The sequence below is a fragment of the Paucisalibacillus globulus DSM 18846 genome (assembly GCF_000482485.1).
In the GTDB taxonomy this organism is placed as follows: domain Bacteria; phylum Bacillota; class Bacilli; order Bacillales; family Amphibacillaceae; genus Ornithinibacillus; species Ornithinibacillus globulus.
In genome coordinates this window covers 419790-438924 of record NZ_AXVK01000001.1, presented here as the reverse complement: position 1 = coordinate 438924, position 19135 = coordinate 419790, and the positions used below count along the sequence as shown (strand labels likewise).

Below are 19135 nucleotides of genomic sequence, written 5' to 3'. Positions count from 1 at the left end.
AGGACAGGGTATAATGAACAGCCAATCTACCGATAATGATTTATCTAACAACAATGTTACCTGTCTTTTTGTTAAGTGAAGCGTTTAAACGGAATCGAATGTGGAATTAGTACTTATGAATGATGGACCGGATAATAACGGATGTATTAAACTTGTATAAATAAATACGGGATCTCCGGATTCTAACCGGAGATGACTACATAAAAAGCTTAGGCTCTATTTTCAGAAAAACTAGCATTTGCTCGTTCTTTAATGAAGTAACTACTTTTATTGTCTACGGGAGACTTCTCCATTGGACTTCAAGTAGCTACTAAAAGGAGATTACTCCCTTGAATTAACTTACGATGCCGTCAAGCACTTTCTTTGTTAGTTTTTCTATACGAATGGAAAGTTTTATCCTTTCCTAACTACTAAGAAGTAGTTAGCTTTTCTTTTTATGATTTTTTTGAATGGTAATAATATGTTTTAGAGAGAGACAGGAGAGATAGTATGATATTTAAAGTAATTTATCAAGAAACTTCGTATGAAGTACCAATACGAGAACGTTCTAAAAGCCTTTACGTAGAGGCAGAATCTGAAAAAGAAGTAAGACTAAAATTAACTGATCGCAAATATAATATTGAATTTATTCAGCCACTTGATGAGGCACACCTAGAGTATGAAAAGAAATCTGAAGAATTTAATTTGGAGACCATTTAGCTTATGAAATTTGTAAAAAATGATCAAGCAGCGGTCTTTGCACTAGGCGGATTAGGTGAAATTGGAAAAAATACGTATGCAGTTCAATTTCAAGATGAAATTATCTTAATTGATGCTGGTATTAAATTCCCTGAAGACGAACTTTTAGGTATTGACTATGTCATTCCTGATTACACATACCTAGTGCAAAATCAAGATAAAATTAAAGGGTTAATTGTAACTCATGGTCATGAAGACCATATTGGTGGAATTCCATATTTACTGCGAGAGATTAATGTACCAATCTATGCAGGTAAGCTAGCGATCGGCTTAATTAGAAATAAATTAGAAGAACATGGATTATTAAGAAATGCAAAATTAATTCCCATTCAAGAAGATGATGTCATTAAATTCCGAAAAACATCCGTAAGCTTTTTCCGCACCACGCACAGTATTCCGGACTCATACGGTATTGTTATAAAAACACCACCTGGTAATATTGTTCATACTGGTGATTTCAAATTCGACTTCACACCTGTTGGAGATCCAGCAAACATAACAAAAATGGCAGAGATAGGAAAAGAAGGAGTACTTTGCCTTCTTTCTGATAGTACAAATAGTGAAGTACCAGGTTTTACATTGTCTGAAAAAGTTGTTGGACAAAATATTAGTGATATTTTCAGCAGAGTAGATGGAAGAATTATTTTCGCAACCTTTGCCTCCAATATTTATCGACTACAACAAATGGTTGAAGCAGCAGTGAAGCATAATCGCAAAGTTGCCGTGTTTGGCCGAAGTATGGAGAATGCAATTAACCTAGGACAAGAACTAGGCTATATTCATGCTCCAAAAGATACTTTTATTGAAGCAAATGAAATTAATCGCCTCCCTGCAAACGAGGTAACCATTTTATGTACCGGTTCTCAAGGTGAAGCAATGGCAGCATTATCCCGTATTGCTAACGGTACACATAGGCAAATTCAAATTATACCTGGTGACACTGTAGTGTTTTCTTCCTCACCAATCCCAGGAAATACGCTAAGTGTCAGCAAAATCATTAATATGTTATATCGTGCAGGTGCCGATGTTATCCATGGTAAATTAAATAACATTCACACCTCTGGTCATGGAAGTCAGGAAGAGCAAAAGTTAATGCTTCGTTTAATGAATCCGAAGTTTTTCATGCCAATCCACGGAGAATATCGAATGTTAGTTGAACATACAAAACTTGCTGAGATGTGTGGACTAGATTTAGAAGATTCTTTTGTAATGGATAATGGAGATGTTCTTGCGTTAAGTAAAGATAGTGCACAAGTAGCTGGTAGAATTCCTTCTGGAAATGTATTTGTAGATGGAAGTGGTATCGGTGATATTGGTAACATTGTTCTAAGAGACCGTCGTATCCTCTCAGAAGAAGGTCTTGTAATTGTGGTTGTCAGTATTAACATGAAGGAATTCAAGATTGCAGCAGGGCCAGATATCATTTCCCGCGGTTTCGTTTATATGCGTGAATCTGAGGATATGATTAATGAAGCTCAAAAGCTTGTAGCAAGTCATTTGAATAAAGTGATGGAAAGAAAAACTACACAATGGTCTGAAATCAAGAATGAAATTACAGATACGATTGCCCCATTCCTTTATGAAAAGACTAAACGTCGACCAATGGTTTTACCAATTATTATGGAAGTTTAATTTTAAAAGGAAGTTTCCCAAAGTTGGGAGACTTCCTTTTTTTGCTAAATAATAGCTAAGCATAGTTAATTTCAAATTATTCGTCAATTACTAATTGTCTTTCAAATCTAGCAATATCCTTATCCGCACCTACGACTACTAGGATATCTTCTTTTGTTAGTATATCATCTGGTGTTGGCGAAACATTTATATTAGTTCCTTGTTTTATTGCCACTACCGTACAACCATATTTTGCACGGATATCAAGCTCAATTATTGATTTACCTACCATTTTCTTTCCTGCTTTTACCTCGACAATACTATGATCATCGGAAAGTTCAAGATAATCTACAATATTATTTGAAATAATACTGTGAGCAATCCTACGCCCCATGTCTCTTTCCGGATGAACTACTTGATCTGCTCCAATTTTATCTAGAATCTTCGCATGATAATCATTCTGCGCTTTTACTGTTATTCGTTTTACCCCTAATTCAACTAATACAACCGTAGTTAAAATGCTAGCTTGAATGTTATCTCCAATAGCAACAATAACATGATCAATATTCTTAATTCCTAATTCTTTAAGTGTTGTTTCATCTGTTGAATCAGCAATTACGGCATGTGAGGCAATATGTTTATACTGATTAACTCTTTCTTCATCACGATCTATCGCTAGTACTTCCATACCTTCTCTACTTAACTCCTGACAAATACTTCCCCCAAATCGCCCTAAACCAATCACGGCAAATTCTTTTCTCATAATAGTTCCTCCAATGTAAATCCTAATAATTAATACTTTAACAATTCAATGAAAAAGAAGCAATTCCTTTAGGATTTGCTTCTTTAAATACAGCTTTTTCAAAAGTTTGTTGCAGTTTGAATAGACTGTGCGGTAACTACTGTATATTGCCCTTTGCTCTTAATGAATGGAGTGAGTGAACTGCTATGCTACCGCTCCGGCAGAATACTCCACTTTCCGCGGGCACGGCCTCAGCCTCCTCGCGGAAAGACCACCGCTGCGGGGTCTTCGGACACGTGCTGTTCCCGCAGGAGTCTTCGTATTCTGCCTACGCTAATTTAATGTTCTAATTTAAGAAAGCGTATAGATAATGGAACTCCAAATTAGCTCCGGAAATACACGGAGACTCCTTGAAAAAGAAAACCACTTTTTCTGCGTGCGATGTTTTACTAAGAAGCTTTCCTTGTCCTATGGGAAGATAGGCATCGGTGAGACCCCGCAGTGCGTAAGCGCGAGGAGGCTCATCAGCCGCCCATGGAAAGCGAAGTGTATTTCCGGATCGGGTTTGGTGCTCAATCTAAAATCATTAGTTACAGCACAGTTTCCATCGACTATTCAATTAAAAACAATTATGAACAGCTTGCTTTTATGAACTAGATTGCATCTAGCATTTGAAACTGTGAACGTACTAATTCGTAATATTCACCTTTAAGTTCCATTAACTCCTGATGATTACCATTTTCTAATATCTTACCTTGTTCTAAAACAAAGATATTATCTGCTTCTCGGATAGTAGAGAGTCTATGTGCAATAATTATAGCAGTTCTTCCCTTCAATAGTTTTCGAAGTGCTGCTTGTATCTTTAATTCTGTTTCTGTATCAATACTAGCCGTTGCTTCATCCAAAATAATAATGCTTGGATTTGCTAACAGTGCACGAGCAAAAGATAATAATTGTCTTTCTCCTGCTGATAGTATATTACCTCTTTCCTCTACCTCTGTTTGATAACCACTTGCTAAGCGAGAGATGAAATCATGTGCTCCTACCATTTTAGCAGCCTCAATAATCTCATCATCACTTGCATCAGGCCTTCCAAAGCGAATATTATCCATGATTGTACCTGAGAAGATAAAAGTATCCTGAAGTACAACACTAATATGTTGACGCAGACTCCTTAGGGATACTTCACGTAAATTTTGACCATCAATTTTAACCTGACCTGTTGTCGGATCATAGAAGCGACTAATTAAGTTTGCAATCGTTGATTTACCACTTCCGGTATGACCAACTAACGCGATTGTTTGACCTGATTTCATTTCAAGTGATATCTCATGAAGAGCAATTCTATCTTGATCATATGAGAATTGAACTTTATCAAACTCTATATGACCTTTCATTTCTTTAAAGTCAAAAGGATTTTCAACTTCATCAACATTTGGCTTCTCATCTAGGTACTCAAAAATACGCTCAGATGATGCCATGGCAACTAATAACTGATTATACATTTGACCAAGTCTAGAAATTGGATCCCAGAACATTCCCAAGAAGAAAGCAAATGCAATAAAGGTTCCAAGTTCGATTCCGCCATTAGTAGGTCCTAATAGTATTAGATGTGCACCGTAAGCAATCAAAATTACTGTACCGATGGCATTACTCATTTCTACAAAAGGACGGAACATTGCACTTTTTTTCGTTGCATTAATCCATGCATTATAGTTATCCGTATTTAATCCATCAAAGAACTCTGTATTTTCTTTTTCCTGTGTAAAGGATTGGGTAATACGAATACCTTGTATACTTTCATTCAAATGCGAATTCATCCGAGATTGTTGAATACGAACCTCTTGCCAAGTACGTCTAATTTTCCTTCTAAGAACAGTTGAAATGAAGAACATTAACGGTAGAATTACCATAACCGCGATAGCTAATTTTGGACTTAATGTAAATAGTATCGTAACGATACCTAGTAATGTTGCAATGTCCATTAATAGATTGATAATACCATTAGAGAATAGATCTTGTAGTGAATTTGTGTCATTCATTATTCTAACTAAGATTGACCCTGCTGATTTAGAATCAAAGAAGTTATTTGATAATCCTTGTACATGGGTAAATAAATGTTGCCTTAGATCATAAATAACATTTTGACCAAGTAGGTTGACCCATTTAATTCGTAAATAATTGGCCCCATAACTGATTAAATAAAGCACTGCTATTGTGATAACCAAATAGATTAACAATGTTGTATCTTTATTTTCTATTGCAATGTCAAATGCAGCTTTACCAATTAAGATTGGTATCGCTAATCTAATAGCAGTAGATATGATCATCGTAATTATTGCACCAAGTAAATATGTTTTTGTATAAGGCTTTAAATAAACAAATAAACGCCAGATTTGTTTCCAGTTAAAGGGTTTTTCAATTGCTTGATCGACAGTATAATAAAATCGTTTTAAGTGTCGTTTATCTCTTATTTTTTCTTCTTTATTAGCCAATTAAATCCCCCCTTACACCACAGAATTCATGATTACATCATGATCTTGATATTGAATGTCGTAAATTCGTTTATATGCTCCATTATCTTTCTTAAGCAATTCATCATGTGTTCCCCGTTCAATTACATTACCATCGTCGAGTACTAGTATTTCATCAGCATGTTTTAGAGATGAAATACGATGAGCAATGATAAATGATGTACGTCCCTTCATAACTTCTTTCAGCGCTTTTTGAATTTGGAATTCTGTTTCCATATCTACTGCACTAGTAGCATCATCTAAAACTAGAATACTAGGATCAACACAAATGGCACGAGCAATAGCAATACGCTGTTTTTGCCCACCGGAAAGCCCCATCCCTCTTTCTCCTAGTAAGGTATCATAGCCTTTAGGCATTTCCATGATAAAATCATGTGCTTGAGCGCGCTTAGCAGCATCGATAATTTGATCATCGGTTGCATCTGGATTACCATATGCAATATTTTCCCTTATAGAAGTTGAGAATAAGAAAGATTCCTGTAATACAAAACCAATATGATTTCTTAATGTCTTTAAATCGTACTCTTTAACATGCCTTCCATCGATTAATACTTCACCATTCTCTGGCTCATAAAAACGGGTAATTAATTGCGTAATACTAGTCTTACCAGACCCTGTTGCTCCGATCAAACCAATAGTTTTACCAGGAGGTGCATCGAAGTTAATTTTCTTCAAGGCTGAATCATCATCTTTTGTATATGTTAATGTTACATCTTTAAAGGTCACATGGCCTTTAATCGATTCTTTTACAGCATCCTCTTTTACAGCAATGTCCTCATGTTCTTCGAGGATTTCTCTTAAACGCTCTCCAGATGCTTTAGCTTGCGAGAACATATTAATTACGTATCCAACGTTCATAAGCGGTCCCATGATATACCAAACAAGACTAAAGAACGCTACTAGTTCTCCTAATGCAAGAGTCCCGCTTATTACTAGGTGACCCCCAAATGCAAGTAATGCTACAGCACTAACATTCCCTATAAATTCCATTAATGGGAAGAATTTTGCCCAAAGTTCGGAAGTGCTAATATAATTTTGACGATAGTCATCATTACTTGTAGAGAATCTTCCTATTTCATAATCCTCTCGCGATAATGATTTTACTGTCTGCATTCCACTAATATTTTCTTGAACCCTCGTATTTAGCCTTCCAAAGGATTTACGAATGCCACGAAATGCTGGATGTGCAACCTTCTCAAATTTCATAACAACAATAATCAAGAACGGCATAGCTGCCATTGTTACAAGTGTTAACGGTACAGAATAATAAAACATGACACTTAAACTAATTCCTATCAATAAAACAATTCGAATTAATTCAGCAAATCCAAAGGAAAGGAAAAAGCGAAATCCTTCCACATCAGATGTGAGACGGGACATAATATCCCCTGTTTTCGCATTATCATAATATTTAAAGGATAGAATTTGAAGTTTTTTATAAAGTGCATCACGTAATTTATAAACAGCGACAACTCCAAAACGTTCCGCTAAATATTGATGAAAAAAAGTTGCAATCCCTTTGATTAACATTAGTATTACGAAGATTGATGAGATCCATGGTATTAATTCATATCTCTCTCCTCCTACCACATCATCGATTGTTATCTGTAAGATAATAGGATACACAACTGTTATGACCGTTACAAAGAACAAGAAAAACAATGACCAAATAAAGTACTTTCGGTACGGCCAATAAAATTCTTTAAGCTTCCTAAATGTATCCACCCTAATTTCCTCCCCCAAAGTTGATATTCTATAACGTAATTACTAATATAACGGTTTCCGAAATAAAATACCACAACTTTTACTTAATTTTTTAAAAATATTTTTTATTTCCATTAGACAAAAATTAAAGAGGCCTCTCACCTACCCGAGAAGCCTCTTTCTAATTAGCTTAATTTCTCATTAACCATCTGTGCAATTTCGTCAGCGTTTTGCCCACTTGCACTTATCACTGGACCCGCAATACTTGTATCTGCCATTCCCATGACATCTTTATCTAATCCAGAAATCACACAACAATCACAGTGAGCAGTATCTGCTTCTGATTTCAATTCAATGACCTCATGCCCCATTGCCATTAAAGCTTCTTTTACATCTGTAAGGGAACCTTCAACCCCGATTCTAGCCATCCTATCACTCCTCTAAGTATACAAATTTACATGTATAGTTTGACCGAAAGTTTAGAAGATATGCGGACTAGCTAACATTATTGAATAAAGTTTTTAAAACACTCCGTACAGCTTGAACTCCTACTACTAAAGCCTCTTCTTTCGGATTAATTTTAGCATGATGTAATCCATAAGTAGAATCGACTCCAAGCCAGAACATAAAACCAGGAATATCCTTCAACATGAAACCGAAATCCTCACCAGTCATGGCTTCCCTTGCTTCCACATACCGAATATCAGTAGAATTCATTGTCTGCTTAAACAGGTTAATATAATTCGAATCATTGAAAACCTGATAATAGTTTGACCCATAATCCAATTTAATTTCACATTCATAACTAATTTCAAACCCACGAGCAATGGACTCCAATTTCCTTTTAATAGTGTCAATAGCTAATGGATTTAAAGTGCGTATTGTCCCTTCTAACCTTGCAGTTTCCGCAATGGCATTTTGAACATGGCCACTTGTCATTTTTCCGATCGTGACAACTGCACTTTCAAGTGGATCTAATCCTCGAGACACGATGGATTGAATTTGTGAAATAAAACTTCCTGCTGCCACCGCCATATCTTTTGTTAGATGAGGGTATGCCGCATGGCCACCTTTTCCAATAAAATCAATAAACAGTTCACTTGTGTTTGCAAATAGTAAACCCGACTTACTGGCCACTGTCCCAACAGGATATTCTGGTGCAATATGTAATGCAAAAATACAATCTGGTTTCCATAGTTGGAAAGCCTTTGATTGAAGCATAGGTAAAGCGCCCCCAGGACCTTCTTCAGCAGGTTGGAAAATAAATACGACATCATCTTGAATCGGATTATCAACTATGCTTTTTAATACACCAAGGGCAATTGTCATGTGAAAATCATGTCCACATGCATGCATATTTCTAGGATGTATAGAGGAGAAATCAAAACCAGTCTCTTCTATAATAGGAAGTCCATCCATATCAGTTCGATATCCAATCGTTCGTTTTGGATTTTTACCAGCCACTTTGACAAGTATCCCGGTCTTCCAAGTCTGAATTTCTACTTGCTCATTAGCTATCTCTCTAATTTGTCTTAGTAGGTATTCTTGTGTCTTAAATTCCTTAAATCCCAGTTCCGGTATTTGATGTAATTCTCGACGGATTCGTCTAAGTTCCGAAAACTCCATTTAGCATCACCCCGTCTTAATTATCCAAATTACGAAGCTCATGCATAATTTCAGTTTTTGACTTTGTTCCTTCATCGATCTTTTTAAGTACTTTTGCTGGAGTTCCAGCAACTAATGTATTTGGAGCTACATCTTTCGTAACAACTGCTCCAGCTGCTACAATTGCCCCTTTTCCAATCGTTACTCCCTCTAACACAACTACATTGGCACCGATTACTACATCATCTTCTACAACTACTGGCTTTGCAGATGGTGGTTCAATAACCCCCGCTAACACGGTTCCTGCGCCAACATGACAATTCTTTCCTACCGTTGCACGACCACCTAACACTGCATTCATATCAATCATCGTTCCTGCACCAATTACTGCTCCAATATTAATCATAGCCCCCATCATAATGACCACACTATCACCAATTTCAACTTGGTCACGGATTACGGCACCAGGTTCAATTCTTGCATTAATGTTTTTTAAATCTAATAAGGGAATAGCAGAATTTCTGCGATCATTCTCGATAACATAATCTGTAAGGACAGATTTATTTTCTTCAAGAAAAACGGACACTTCTTTCCATTCTCCAAATAATACGCCACTATTTTGTTCTACAAAGGATTGTATTTTCCCATAGGATAACGTATGTAAATTTTCTCCTTTTAAATAAACTTTAACAGGTGTACTTTTTGTACTATTCGATATAAAATTAATAATTTCATTGGCATCCATCATCTTCATGAGGTAGCCACCTCCTAATTTTTATAATTTTCACTTTAACATGACACTTAAGTTTGGGCAATAAAAATATAAGAAAAACACCCTCTGCATTTACTGCAAAGGATGCTCTTTATCTAGTCGATTTATTTTTTCCTGAATATATATCTTTTCGTATTTCTTTTAATATAGCCCTTCTTGTAAGAATACCATCAAAATATCCTTCGTCATCAACAACACATACAAATGGATAATTTATTAATGCTTTTAGACCTTCCACTAACGTATCCTCTTTTAATAATCTTGGTATATCGGTTACCATCACATCTTTAACTTGTAATTCGGATAAGCGATCAATTTCAAATCGTTCAAGACCTAATATTTCATTTAAAATCTTAGTTTTACCAACTGTACCCTCTAATTTATACGTAGAATCCAACACTGGAACAGCTGAGTATCCTGATTTAACTAAAACTAAAAGAGCATGCTCTAAAGGATTATTTACTTGAACATGGGCAACTTTCTCAGAAGGTATCATCATATCGGCAATCGTTAATGCCGTCAATTCTCTATCTTGTAATAAACTCATAATACCCACTCCTTTTTACAAAACTAACTTAAATTATACAGACAACAGATGAAGGGGCTTACATCTTCTATGCAGGAAGGATAGTATAACTTTCCATCTACATATTGCAATTAGAGCATTCGCCCAATGACTTGCACACAGCAGGTGAAGGTTTCCATGAATAAAACTTCTAAGGATACCAATATCGAATGCCAAATTATTGAATTACTTTAGGAAATTATTACTAACCAATATTAGTGTAACATACTTTTACCAAATTTAGCATGTACAACATGTCACTTAAATTATTGAATAATTTGTAACGCAATTAAAGATGAAACTATTGGTTTTAAACGGTTTGAAATTATTGCTGCTTTTATATATAGTGTAACATTAATTGTTATTTCTCTTGATATATTCTATGTAGTAGCAACTCGTTTTGTTGCCCCCAAGAAGTGGACTCTAGTATGATTTTCATCCGCTTCATTACGGATTATTATCAGTATTGACGCTGCTTTTCTCGTAATGAGAGGTGACTCAAAAGAAAATCTACTATTAGAAGTGTCTTATCAATGAGTTTAAGGAATTATTTAATATCAATCATTGCACCCTTCAAATTGAAGGTCAAAACATTTTATCACACTCTTGCGTTCATTGTAACTGAAATATCAAAGCCCTAAGCAACTGCTTAGGGCTCTGAGCTTTTTTCATAACTTTTTATTTTTATAGGTAGAAATCAAATTTAAAATGGGAACTTGTTTAACCACTGACCACCATCCATTGTGATAACTTCCCCATTTATATATGCTGCCTTGTCAGAAGCTAGAAAATAAGCAAGTTCTGCTATTTCTTCTGGCTTGCCTAATCTACCAAGTGGAACAGATTCTAAAGTTCTCTTGGCTGCCTCCTCAGACAGAAATAACTTCTCAGCACCACCAGTCCTTTCTATTGGACCTGGTGCAATAGCATTTACACGAATACCATACTTAGTACCCCACTCTACAGCAAGTGTTCTAGTCATATTTAACACACCAGCCTTTGCTGCAGAAGAATGGATTACACCCGCTCCAGCATTCCATGCATATGTAGCTACCATATTTATGATAGATCCTTGAATTTTTTCCTTAATCCAATACTGTCCAACCGCACTTGAACAATAGAATGTGCCATTAAGAACAATATCTATGACAGAATTCCAACCATTTACAGAAAGATCCTCAGCAAAACAAATAAAATTTCCAGCAGCATTATTAATTAAGTGATCAATTCTACCAAAACAATTTACCGTTTCAGAGACCATTCGTTCTACATCTTCAGGCTTCCGTACATCCATAGGCACAATATGGATTCCACCTTTAGCTGTTTCAGCTAATTCATTTCTTACAGCCACAAGTTTGTCTTCTGCCCTTCCAGTTAAAACGACATTTAAACCTTCATCTGCAAACTTTTTGGCCATATATTTTCCCATTCCACTTGAGCTACCAGTTACAATAACTGTTTCATTCCCCATAAATTCTCCTCCTAATGCCTTCATACTACCATACTATTTATATTTATTGAAAAAGTCAAAAAACACGATATTTTATTCTCTATCGCACTATACTATAAGAATATGTATGCTATAATTTATAACATTATATTTCACGAAGGTGACAGTATGAATAGAAGATCATTTTTAAAAAAATTAATAAGCAGCACGATTACTTTACTTGGGTTAACAGGCGGAACATATTATTATGCTAGAAATATTGAACCAGGTTTACTGACTATCAATATGGAATCCATTTTATCGAAAAAGCTTCCAGATTCTTTTAATGACTTTAAAATAGTTCAGTTTTCGGATACGCATATTGGTTTTCAATATACTCTCGAACAATTCCAAGAATTAATAACTAAAATCAATACATTAAATCCAGATTTAATTGTCTTCACTGGTGATTTAGTAGATGAACCAAATAAGTATGATTGGAGTCCAAAATTAACACAGCTATTACAGGAACTCCAAGCACAGAAAGGAAAATACTGGATTTACGGAAATCATGATCATGGTGGCTATGGCACTGAAATCGTTCAGGAGGTTATGGAAAAGGCTGATTTTACCCTCCTTAAAAATAGTCATCAAGTAATTGAAAAAGGTCTGGATCGAATCATTTTGGCTGGTATTGATGATGTCATTCTAGGCTCACCTAACTTACCTAAAGCACTTGAACAAACTAATCCCGAACTTTTTACGATCCTTCTTTCCCATGAACCAGATTTTGCTGATACTGCTCTTCAGCACCATGTAGATGTCCAATTATCAGGACATAGCCATGGAGGTCAAGTTAGACTTCCGTTTGTAGGACATTTATATACGCCAATTTATGCTGAAAAATATGTGGAGGGTAAGTATACTTTTGATTCTAGTAATTTTAATTTATACGTTAGCAGAGGTATAGGAACTACTAGATTGCCATATCGCTTTTTTTGTAAACCAGAAATAACACTCTTCACCTTAAAAAAATCTTAAACATACTCCCAAATACATAACACTCGCATACATTAATAATAAGTTAGTGTGGAGAGGGAGAGTTTAATGAATTATCAACAAGTTCATGGCTTTTACAATGATTATAATCAAACTGATGAGAGATTTTTTCCGATTGTCCCATTTTTAACTGGTTTAGTAGTAGGCCCACTCTTATATAACGCATTCAATCCATACTATGGATATCCAGTGCCATACCCTTACCCTGTACCTGTTCCATATGGTTATGGATACAATAATGTTTTTGGCAATAGTTACGGAAAAGGTTATTATTAAAGAAAGGAAGCCCTAATCGGCTTCCTCTTTTCTTTAACAAGTACAGATGCTATTTCTAGTACTTCCGTTACCATTTGTATTTACTGTAACAGTTTATCCATAGTTTTAACTGTTCTTAAATGATAAGATAGTTTAGAGAACGAATGCATAAAAAAGAAAGTCATAGATACTTTCTAACCGGACAAAGAAATTACATAACGGAGGGTACGTAATGAAGAGAAAGATTATTTTATTTATGATAACTAGTGCTATTCTTTTACTTTCTGCATGTGGGTCAAAGTATGAAGGAGATTATTCCTACCCTATTGGAGATTTCACTTTTACAAACCAGAATGGGGAACAAGTAAGTAAAAGTGACTTTGATGAAAAAATATGGATCGCTGATTTCATTTATACTAATTGCGAAACTGAATGTCCACAAATGACTTATTCTAAACAAAAAGTAGATCGTGCTTTAAAAGAAGAAGGAATTGAAGATGTGGAATTTGTTTCTTTCAGTATTGATCCAGAAGTCGATAAACCAGAGGTTTTAAAAGAATATGGCGAAGTACGAGGTATCGATTTTGAAAAAGATAATTGGACGTTTTTAACTGGGTATGATTTTGATACAATTAAAGAATTTGCTGTTAAATCATTTAAAATACCGGTAGAAAAAATAGATGATGCCCTTATGCATGGTGTGCAACTTTCCATTGTTAGTCCAGAAGGAAATGCAATAAAACACTTTAATGGATTCACACTCACAGATGAACAAATTGAAGAAATGGTAGCCTTCATTAAAGATATGCAATAGTGCCCAATACAAAAATCCGAACTACGATTGTAAATTCTTCCAATAGGATTTCAATCCATTCGGATTTTTCTTTATGCCCTTTAAGTTTTATAGTTCATTTTGTATAAACTGCGCGGTAACTAATAATTTTTGGTAGCGCATCATACCCGCTCCGGAAATACACTACGCTTTTACTTTCGAGCACAGGGGCGACATCTGCTCGAAAAAACCATCGCAGTGTCTACCTTGCCGTGGGCGGCTGGTGAGCCTACTCACTCCTTCGTCGTTGCGGGGTCTCACCTATGCCTATCCTCCCACAGGTGTCTCCGTGTATTTCCGGAGCTGGTTTAGCTTGAATTTGATTAAAAGTGATTTTAAATGAAAATATGTGATAAAACAATTTTTTTAGAAAGCCAATACTAGCGCAGGCAGAATACGGGGACTCCTCGAAAATAAAAACCGATTTTCTTCGTGCGATGTTATGCTGCCGAAGCCTTCCTTGTCCTACGGGAACAGCACGTGTCCGAAGCCCCCGCAGCGGTGAACTTTCCGCGAGGAGGCTGAGGCCGTGCCCGAGGCAAGGTAGACACTGTGAGGTATTTTCGAACAGATGTCGCCCCTGTGCTGGAAGTAAAAGCGGAGTATTCTGCCGGAGCGGGATTTTAGCACTACACCCACTCCATTCCTAAGAGTGAGGAAATGTTTACAGTAGTTACCGCGCAGTTTCCATCAACTATGCATCCGAACTTAACAAAAATTAAAATTTATAAACCAATTTAAAGCTCTACATAAAATTATCATTTGAAAATGGACAAGCTTTAAGATACTATTAATACAAATAAACAAAACAACACTGAAAGGAGGATATTCATGACAGAGAACTACACTGTTTCACTTAATGACTTAGCTAGAGCGATTTACACGGTAAACCGACATGCAAAAACAGCACCAGATCCTAAACATTTATATTTTATTAAGAAAGAAACAATCCAACGGTTGCTAAAAGAAAATCGTGCAAAGAAAATAGGTTTGCACTTCTCTGAACATCCAAAATTAAGTAACCAGCATTCTACCCTCTTAGTTCAGGTGGATGAATATTATTTTCATATCCCTCCAACAAAGGAAGACTTCCAGGACCTTAAACATTTAGGGCAACTTGATCAAAATTTTCGTAATCCCCAAGCGAAAATGTCATTATCTCAAGCGAAGAAGATAATCTATCAATATATTGATTGGAAGCCAGCAAATAAAAAGCCTAACAAAACACGGCAACAATATACATCTTCATATTTTACGCCATCATCTCTCGGTAAAATGGAATGGCCACCACGTAAAACATTTCGATAATAAATACCTCAGCTAGGGAAATACCCGAACTGAGGTATTTTTATACCTTCTTTTTTCTTATCCAAACCGCTTTAATTAAATGTACAACACACAACAGAAGTCCAAAGATTGCAATAGCTTGTAAAGATACTTTGAATAGCTGATATGTTAGTAACTCTACTTTTCCAACAAAAAGAACTATTACAAAGAAAATAACTATAAAAGACAAACCACTTATAAGATAATTTAATAACCTTTCAGATTTAATTGATAACAAGATAAATGTAATGGGACGAAATATAAAATAACAGCCCATAATTCCAAGGATTATTACAAACGTAAAAAATACTTCCTTTGGAATTCCTAATGACTGTAAATGTGATACTTTAATCCAATCTACCAATTCTAAATCCATTCAAACCCCACCCTTTATTCATTATCAACCATTCTAAACTGTTTTACAGAAATCTATACAACTTGTATTAGCTTTTTCACTTAATATTCTTTAGTGTTAGGAAGGTATAATGTAGTCTGCACTTAGAGAAAAACTAACAAAAATGTTAAGTTACATTATTAAAGTGTAGTGAATGCGATTTTTTCTAATAATTGCTATAATTAGCTTAAAGTTCGTTTAGGGGTGGTTGTTACTTGAACAAAGCGGTTTTCTTAATCATGCTTGGAGCAGCATTATGGGGTACAATTGGTTGGTTTGTAAAAAACTTATATACATATGGTTTCACACCGATGGAAGTTGTTACCTTACGAGCAACATCTGCTGCTACCTTATTAATTATTTATTTAGTAATAAAATCACCAAAATCATTGCATTTAAAATCTGTGAAGGATTTAAAATACTTCATTGGGACAGGAATATTTAGTATTGTATTTTTTAACTTTTGTATGTTTACTGCTATTGAACTTTCAACAATACCTGTCGCAACAGCATTGTTATATACTGGCCCTGCGTTTGTAACTATTTTTTCGTATTTTTTGTTTAAGGAGGCTTTTACTAAACAAAAACTTCTTGCACTTTCAGGAACCCTTTTAGGTACATGCTTTGTTGTAGGACTTCTACCTACGAATTTAAATTCGGTATCTATTGAAAGCATTCTCTTTGGACTTGGCTCTGGTGTCGGTTATGCTTTATATAGTATTTTTAGTAAATACGCTTTACAGAAATATTCTAGTTTAAGCATAACGACATTTACCTTTATTGTGGCTTCCGTAACACTATTACCTTTTTTCCCATTTCAAGAGAAAGCGTATTTATTGGCTAATCCAGAAGTTCTTTTTTACGTCTTTGGACTTGGACTTTTCCCTACAGCAATAGCTTATATCGTATATACATATGGATTAAATAAAACGGAGGCTTCTAAAGCTTCCATTTTAACGACTATTGAGCCAGTAGTAGCTATTTTAATCGGAATCTTTATTTTTAAGGAATTGTTTACTTTTGTACAAATGATAGGAATGTCACTAATTATAGGTGCAGTTATATTAATGCAAATCAAACGTAAGGAAGGCATTCCCTATCAAAAGGCAAGTTAATTAATCATGTAACCTGGAGGAAAGTCATGGAAAATCTATTAAATCATCAAATTAATAAAATTGAAATATCTGGGATTCGCAAGTTTTTTAATATGGTTTCCGAGGAAAAAAATCTAGTTTCACTAACAATTGGTCAGCCTGATTTCCATACACCTGATCATATCAAGCAAGCGACAATAGATGCATTAACCATGAACAAGACAACGTATACAAGCAATGCTGGGATTATAGAACTACGTAAAGCAATTGCAAACTTCTATGAAACCAATTACAATATAAGCTTCCATCCAGAAAATGAAATTATTGTTACTACGGGAGCATCCCAAGGAATAGATATTGTTTTTCGTACAATATTAAATCCAGATGATGAAGTTATCTTACCGGCACCAATTTATCCAGGTTATGAACCGCTAATTACGCTTGCAGGTGCGAAGCCTGTTCATGTTGATACAACTAATCATGAATTTAAGTTAACGAGAGAATTACTTGAGAAGGCTATTACACCAAAAACAAAATGTGTAGTTCTCCCTTACCCTTCTAATCCAACCGGTGTATCTTTAACAGAGTTTGAATTAAAAGAGCTACTCACTGTATTAAAAGATAAAAAGATATTCATACTAGCAGATGAAATATATAGTGAGTTAGTATATGATTTTAAACATGTTAGTATTTCCACCTTTTCTGAAGTACAGGATCGTACAATTGTTATTAATGGTTTATCCAAATCACATTCCATGACAGGTTTTAGAATTGGTTATGTGCTTGCTCCAAAATGGATTACTAGCCAATTGCTAAAAGTTCATCAATACAATGTATCCTGTGCATCATCCATCAGTCAATACGCAGCATTAGAAGCTTTGACATATGGATTAGACGACCCTCATATAATGAAAATGGACTATCAAACCCGAAGAGACTATGTTTACGATAGGCTTATTAAAATGGGACTTTCATTAAATAAACCGAATGGAGCATTTTATTTATTTCCTAAATTTCCCTACTCTAAGATGACATCTTTTGAATTAGGGTTAGATTTGGTAAAAAAAGCTAAGGTCGCACTAGTACCGGGGGGAAGTTTTTCCATATTTGGGGAAGGTTATATGAGGTTATCCTATGCCTACAATCATCCAACATTAAAAGAGGGCCTTGATCGATTAGAGAGATATTTGTTAAAGGAGTATGAATAAATGTAGCAATAGACGGGATATAAAAGATATCCCCCCTATTCGCTATATGATAGTGATTTTTGATTTATCTGTTCTCTGTTTGTGGACAAACTTTTGTCTTTTTACGTTGTTCATAAATATTTAGTAAGCGATCAAGTTCTTGGCTAAGGGCTATAGATTCTAAACTGGTTATTCCTTGCTTTAAGGCAACAGCACTCATTGTATTTCTTAGTTTCTCTATTTCTTTTAAAAGCATGTCAGTATCGTACATAAATTAATTACAATACCTCCTTTACTATTTCTATTACTTTAGCATATGTAAACTATTTTGAACAACTAGGATGGTATTTAATGTGATTTTACAATTCCTAAACTTTTTATACACTTATTTAGGCTTATTCTTGCTATAATATATATAATAATAAATGCTTCAATGTACTTTTTACGAAGAAAGGAATGTCTTCTTTGGCCGGAGTGAAACAAAAAAACGAATTGGTAGAATGGGGTAAGGCAATATTAATTGCCATCCTTCTAGCATTTCTATTACGCACTTTTATATTTGCAACTTCCATTGTTGAGGGAGATAGTATGGATCCCACTCTTCAAGATGGAGAACGTGTTATATTTAATAAATTCGTTTACATGATTGACGAACCTGAAAGAGGAGATATTGTCATTATCCATCGGCCAGAAAAAAATTACGTAAAGCGAGTAATTGGCCTACCCGGTGAGACGATTGAGATTAAAAATCATAAACTCTATATAAATGATGAGCTTCATGATCAAACGTTTTTAACAGAGGATGCAAAAAATCATACGGGCAATTTTGGTCCAATCACCATTCCAATAGGCAGATACTTTGTCATGGGAGATAATCGGTCCATCAGTAAAGATTCTAGAAACGGTTTAGGCTTTATTATGGAGGATGAAATTATCGGTAAATCTGAGTTTGTATTTTATCCATTCAGTGAAATGACCAAAACGAGATGATTAATTAGGAACAAACGTAAGGTTGTCTTTCGGATTCACATCCATAAAGACAACCTTTTATGTTTGCAGATAGGAAAATACTACAATATTTCCCGTTAGCAAAAAAATCCAAATAAAATTTCACTAATTATTTTTCATTATCCCAAATTAGACTTCCAATGAAATATAAAAGGATTACAAAACAAAGAATACCAAATGCTGTTTCCATTCCCATGTTGCGACACCTCCTAGACCTATTATATGTATAATTTCGATAATTTAATAATACTACTAACCTTTTATATCATACCATAACTCA

19 protein-coding genes are annotated in these 19135 nt (G+C 35.0%); 9 read left to right on the top strand and 10 right to left on the bottom strand.

Translation table 11 applies throughout. The features are described from left to right. The first annotated feature begins 489 nt into the window (after positions 1-489). Together K332_RS0102305 and rnjA are read left to right on the top strand one after the other, a co-directional pair. Positions 490-699 carry a DNA-dependent RNA polymerase subunit epsilon gene (locus K332_RS0102305; RefSeq protein ID WP_026905968.1) on the top strand — a complete coding sequence of 70 codons (210 nt, stop codon included), beginning with the start codon at positions 490-492 and terminating at the stop codon, positions 697-699. A gap of 3 nt (positions 700-702) precedes the next feature. Beyond that, complete coding sequence (gene rnjA, locus K332_RS0102300) at positions 703-2370, top strand: ribonuclease J1 (RefSeq protein ID WP_026905967.1); 1668 nt, start codon at positions 703-705, stop codon at positions 2368-2370. Between the two features lie 76 nt (positions 2371-2446). Here the strand turns inward: rnjA and K332_RS0102295 are convergent, their stop codons facing one another. The 8 genes from K332_RS0102295 to fadH form a co-directional block, all read right to left on the bottom strand. Continuing rightward, positions 2447-3112 (bottom strand): potassium channel family protein, encoded by a 666-nt coding sequence (locus K332_RS0102295; protein ID WP_026905966.1) that lies wholly within the window; start codon positions 3110-3112, stop codon positions 2447-2449. 632 nt (positions 3113-3744) lie between these two features. After that, on the bottom strand, positions 3745-5586 hold the full coding sequence (locus K332_RS0102285; RefSeq protein ID WP_026905965.1) for an ABC transporter ATP-binding protein: 1842 nt from the start codon (positions 5584-5586) through the stop codon (positions 3745-3747). Between the two features lie 12 nt (positions 5587-5598). After that, positions 5599-7350 (bottom strand): ABC transporter ATP-binding protein, encoded by a 1752-nt coding sequence (locus K332_RS0102280; protein ID WP_026905964.1) that lies wholly within the window; start codon positions 7348-7350, stop codon positions 5599-5601. 164 nt (positions 7351-7514) lie between these two features. Then, positions 7515-7757 carry a YkuS family protein gene (locus K332_RS0102275; protein ID WP_026905963.1) on the bottom strand — a complete coding sequence of 81 codons (243 nt, stop codon included), beginning with the start codon at positions 7755-7757 and terminating at the stop codon, positions 7515-7517. Between the two features lie 67 nt (positions 7758-7824). Beyond that, positions 7825-8955 (bottom strand): N-acetyldiaminopimelate deacetylase, encoded by a 1131-nt coding sequence (locus K332_RS0102270; RefSeq protein ID WP_026905962.1) that lies wholly within the window; start codon positions 8953-8955, stop codon positions 7825-7827. 16 nt (positions 8956-8971) lie between these two features. Further along, positions 8972-9688, bottom strand: a complete 717-nt coding sequence (gene dapD, locus K332_RS0102265; RefSeq protein WP_026905961.1) for a 2,3,4,5-tetrahydropyridine-2,6-dicarboxylate N-acetyltransferase — start codon at positions 9686-9688, stop codon at positions 8972-8974. A gap of 109 nt (positions 9689-9797) precedes the next feature. Beyond that, the gene (cbpB, locus tag K332_RS0102260; protein WP_026905960.1) at positions 9798-10253 is read right to left on the bottom strand and encodes a cyclic-di-AMP-binding protein CbpB; all 456 of its coding nucleotides are present in this window, start codon (positions 10251-10253) and stop codon (positions 9798-9800) included. A gap of 721 nt (positions 10254-10974) precedes the next feature. Then, positions 10975-11742: a 2,4-dienoyl-CoA reductase gene (gene fadH, locus K332_RS0102255; RefSeq protein WP_026905959.1), complete on the bottom strand. Its 768-nt coding sequence runs from the start codon at positions 11740-11742 to the stop codon at positions 10975-10977. A 147-nt stretch (positions 11743-11889) separates the two neighbouring features. Between fadH and K332_RS0102250 the strand changes: the two genes are divergently transcribed. From K332_RS0102250 to K332_RS0102230, 4 genes are all read left to right on the top strand, one after another. Further along, the gene (locus K332_RS0102250) at positions 11890-12741 is read left to right on the top strand and encodes a metallophosphoesterase (RefSeq protein WP_026905958.1); all 852 of its coding nucleotides are present in this window, start codon (positions 11890-11892) and stop codon (positions 12739-12741) included. A gap of 66 nt (positions 12742-12807) precedes the next feature. After that, positions 12808-13035 carry a hypothetical protein gene (locus tag K332_RS21860; RefSeq protein ID WP_036687844.1) on the top strand — a complete coding sequence of 76 codons (228 nt, stop codon included), beginning with the start codon at positions 12808-12810 and terminating at the stop codon, positions 13033-13035. Positions 13036-13246: 211 nt separating this feature from the next. Next, positions 13247-13828, top strand: a complete 582-nt coding sequence (locus K332_RS0102235) for an SCO family protein (protein WP_026905957.1) — start codon at positions 13247-13249, stop codon at positions 13826-13828. A gap of 849 nt (positions 13829-14677) precedes the next feature. Beyond that, positions 14678-15154, top strand: coding sequence for a YkyB family protein (locus K332_RS0102230; RefSeq protein ID WP_026905956.1), 477 nt, complete (start codon positions 14678-14680; stop codon positions 15152-15154). Between the two features lie 40 nt (positions 15155-15194). Here K332_RS0102230 and K332_RS0102225 read toward each other — a convergent pair whose 3' ends face one another. After that, positions 15195-15548 (bottom strand): hypothetical protein, encoded by a 354-nt coding sequence (locus K332_RS0102225; RefSeq protein ID WP_026905955.1) that lies wholly within the window; start codon positions 15546-15548, stop codon positions 15195-15197. A gap of 233 nt (positions 15549-15781) precedes the next feature. Between K332_RS0102225 and K332_RS0102220 the strand changes: the two genes are divergently transcribed. Both K332_RS0102220 and K332_RS0102215 read left to right on the top strand, forming a co-directional pair. Further along, positions 15782-16681, top strand: coding sequence for a DMT family transporter (locus K332_RS0102220; protein WP_026905954.1), 900 nt, complete (start codon positions 15782-15784; stop codon positions 16679-16681). A 26-nt stretch (positions 16682-16707) separates the two neighbouring features. After that, a complete protein-coding gene (locus tag K332_RS0102215; protein WP_026905953.1) occupies positions 16708-17868 on the top strand; it encodes an aminotransferase A in 1161 nt (386 codons plus the stop codon). Between the two features lie 64 nt (positions 17869-17932). On the opposite strand, the gene K332_RS0102210 is transcribed toward K332_RS0102215, so the two are convergent. After that, positions 17933-18118: an aspartyl-phosphate phosphatase Spo0E family protein gene (locus K332_RS0102210; protein ID WP_026905952.1), complete on the bottom strand. Its 186-nt coding sequence runs from the start codon at positions 18116-18118 to the stop codon at positions 17933-17935. 194 nt (positions 18119-18312) lie between these two features. Here K332_RS0102210 and lepB point away from each other — a divergent pair, with 194 nt between their 5' ends. Beyond that, positions 18313-18837, top strand: coding sequence for a signal peptidase I (gene lepB, locus K332_RS0102205; protein ID WP_245604620.1), 525 nt, complete (start codon positions 18313-18315; stop codon positions 18835-18837). The last annotated feature ends 298 nt before the right edge of the window (positions 18838-19135 follow it).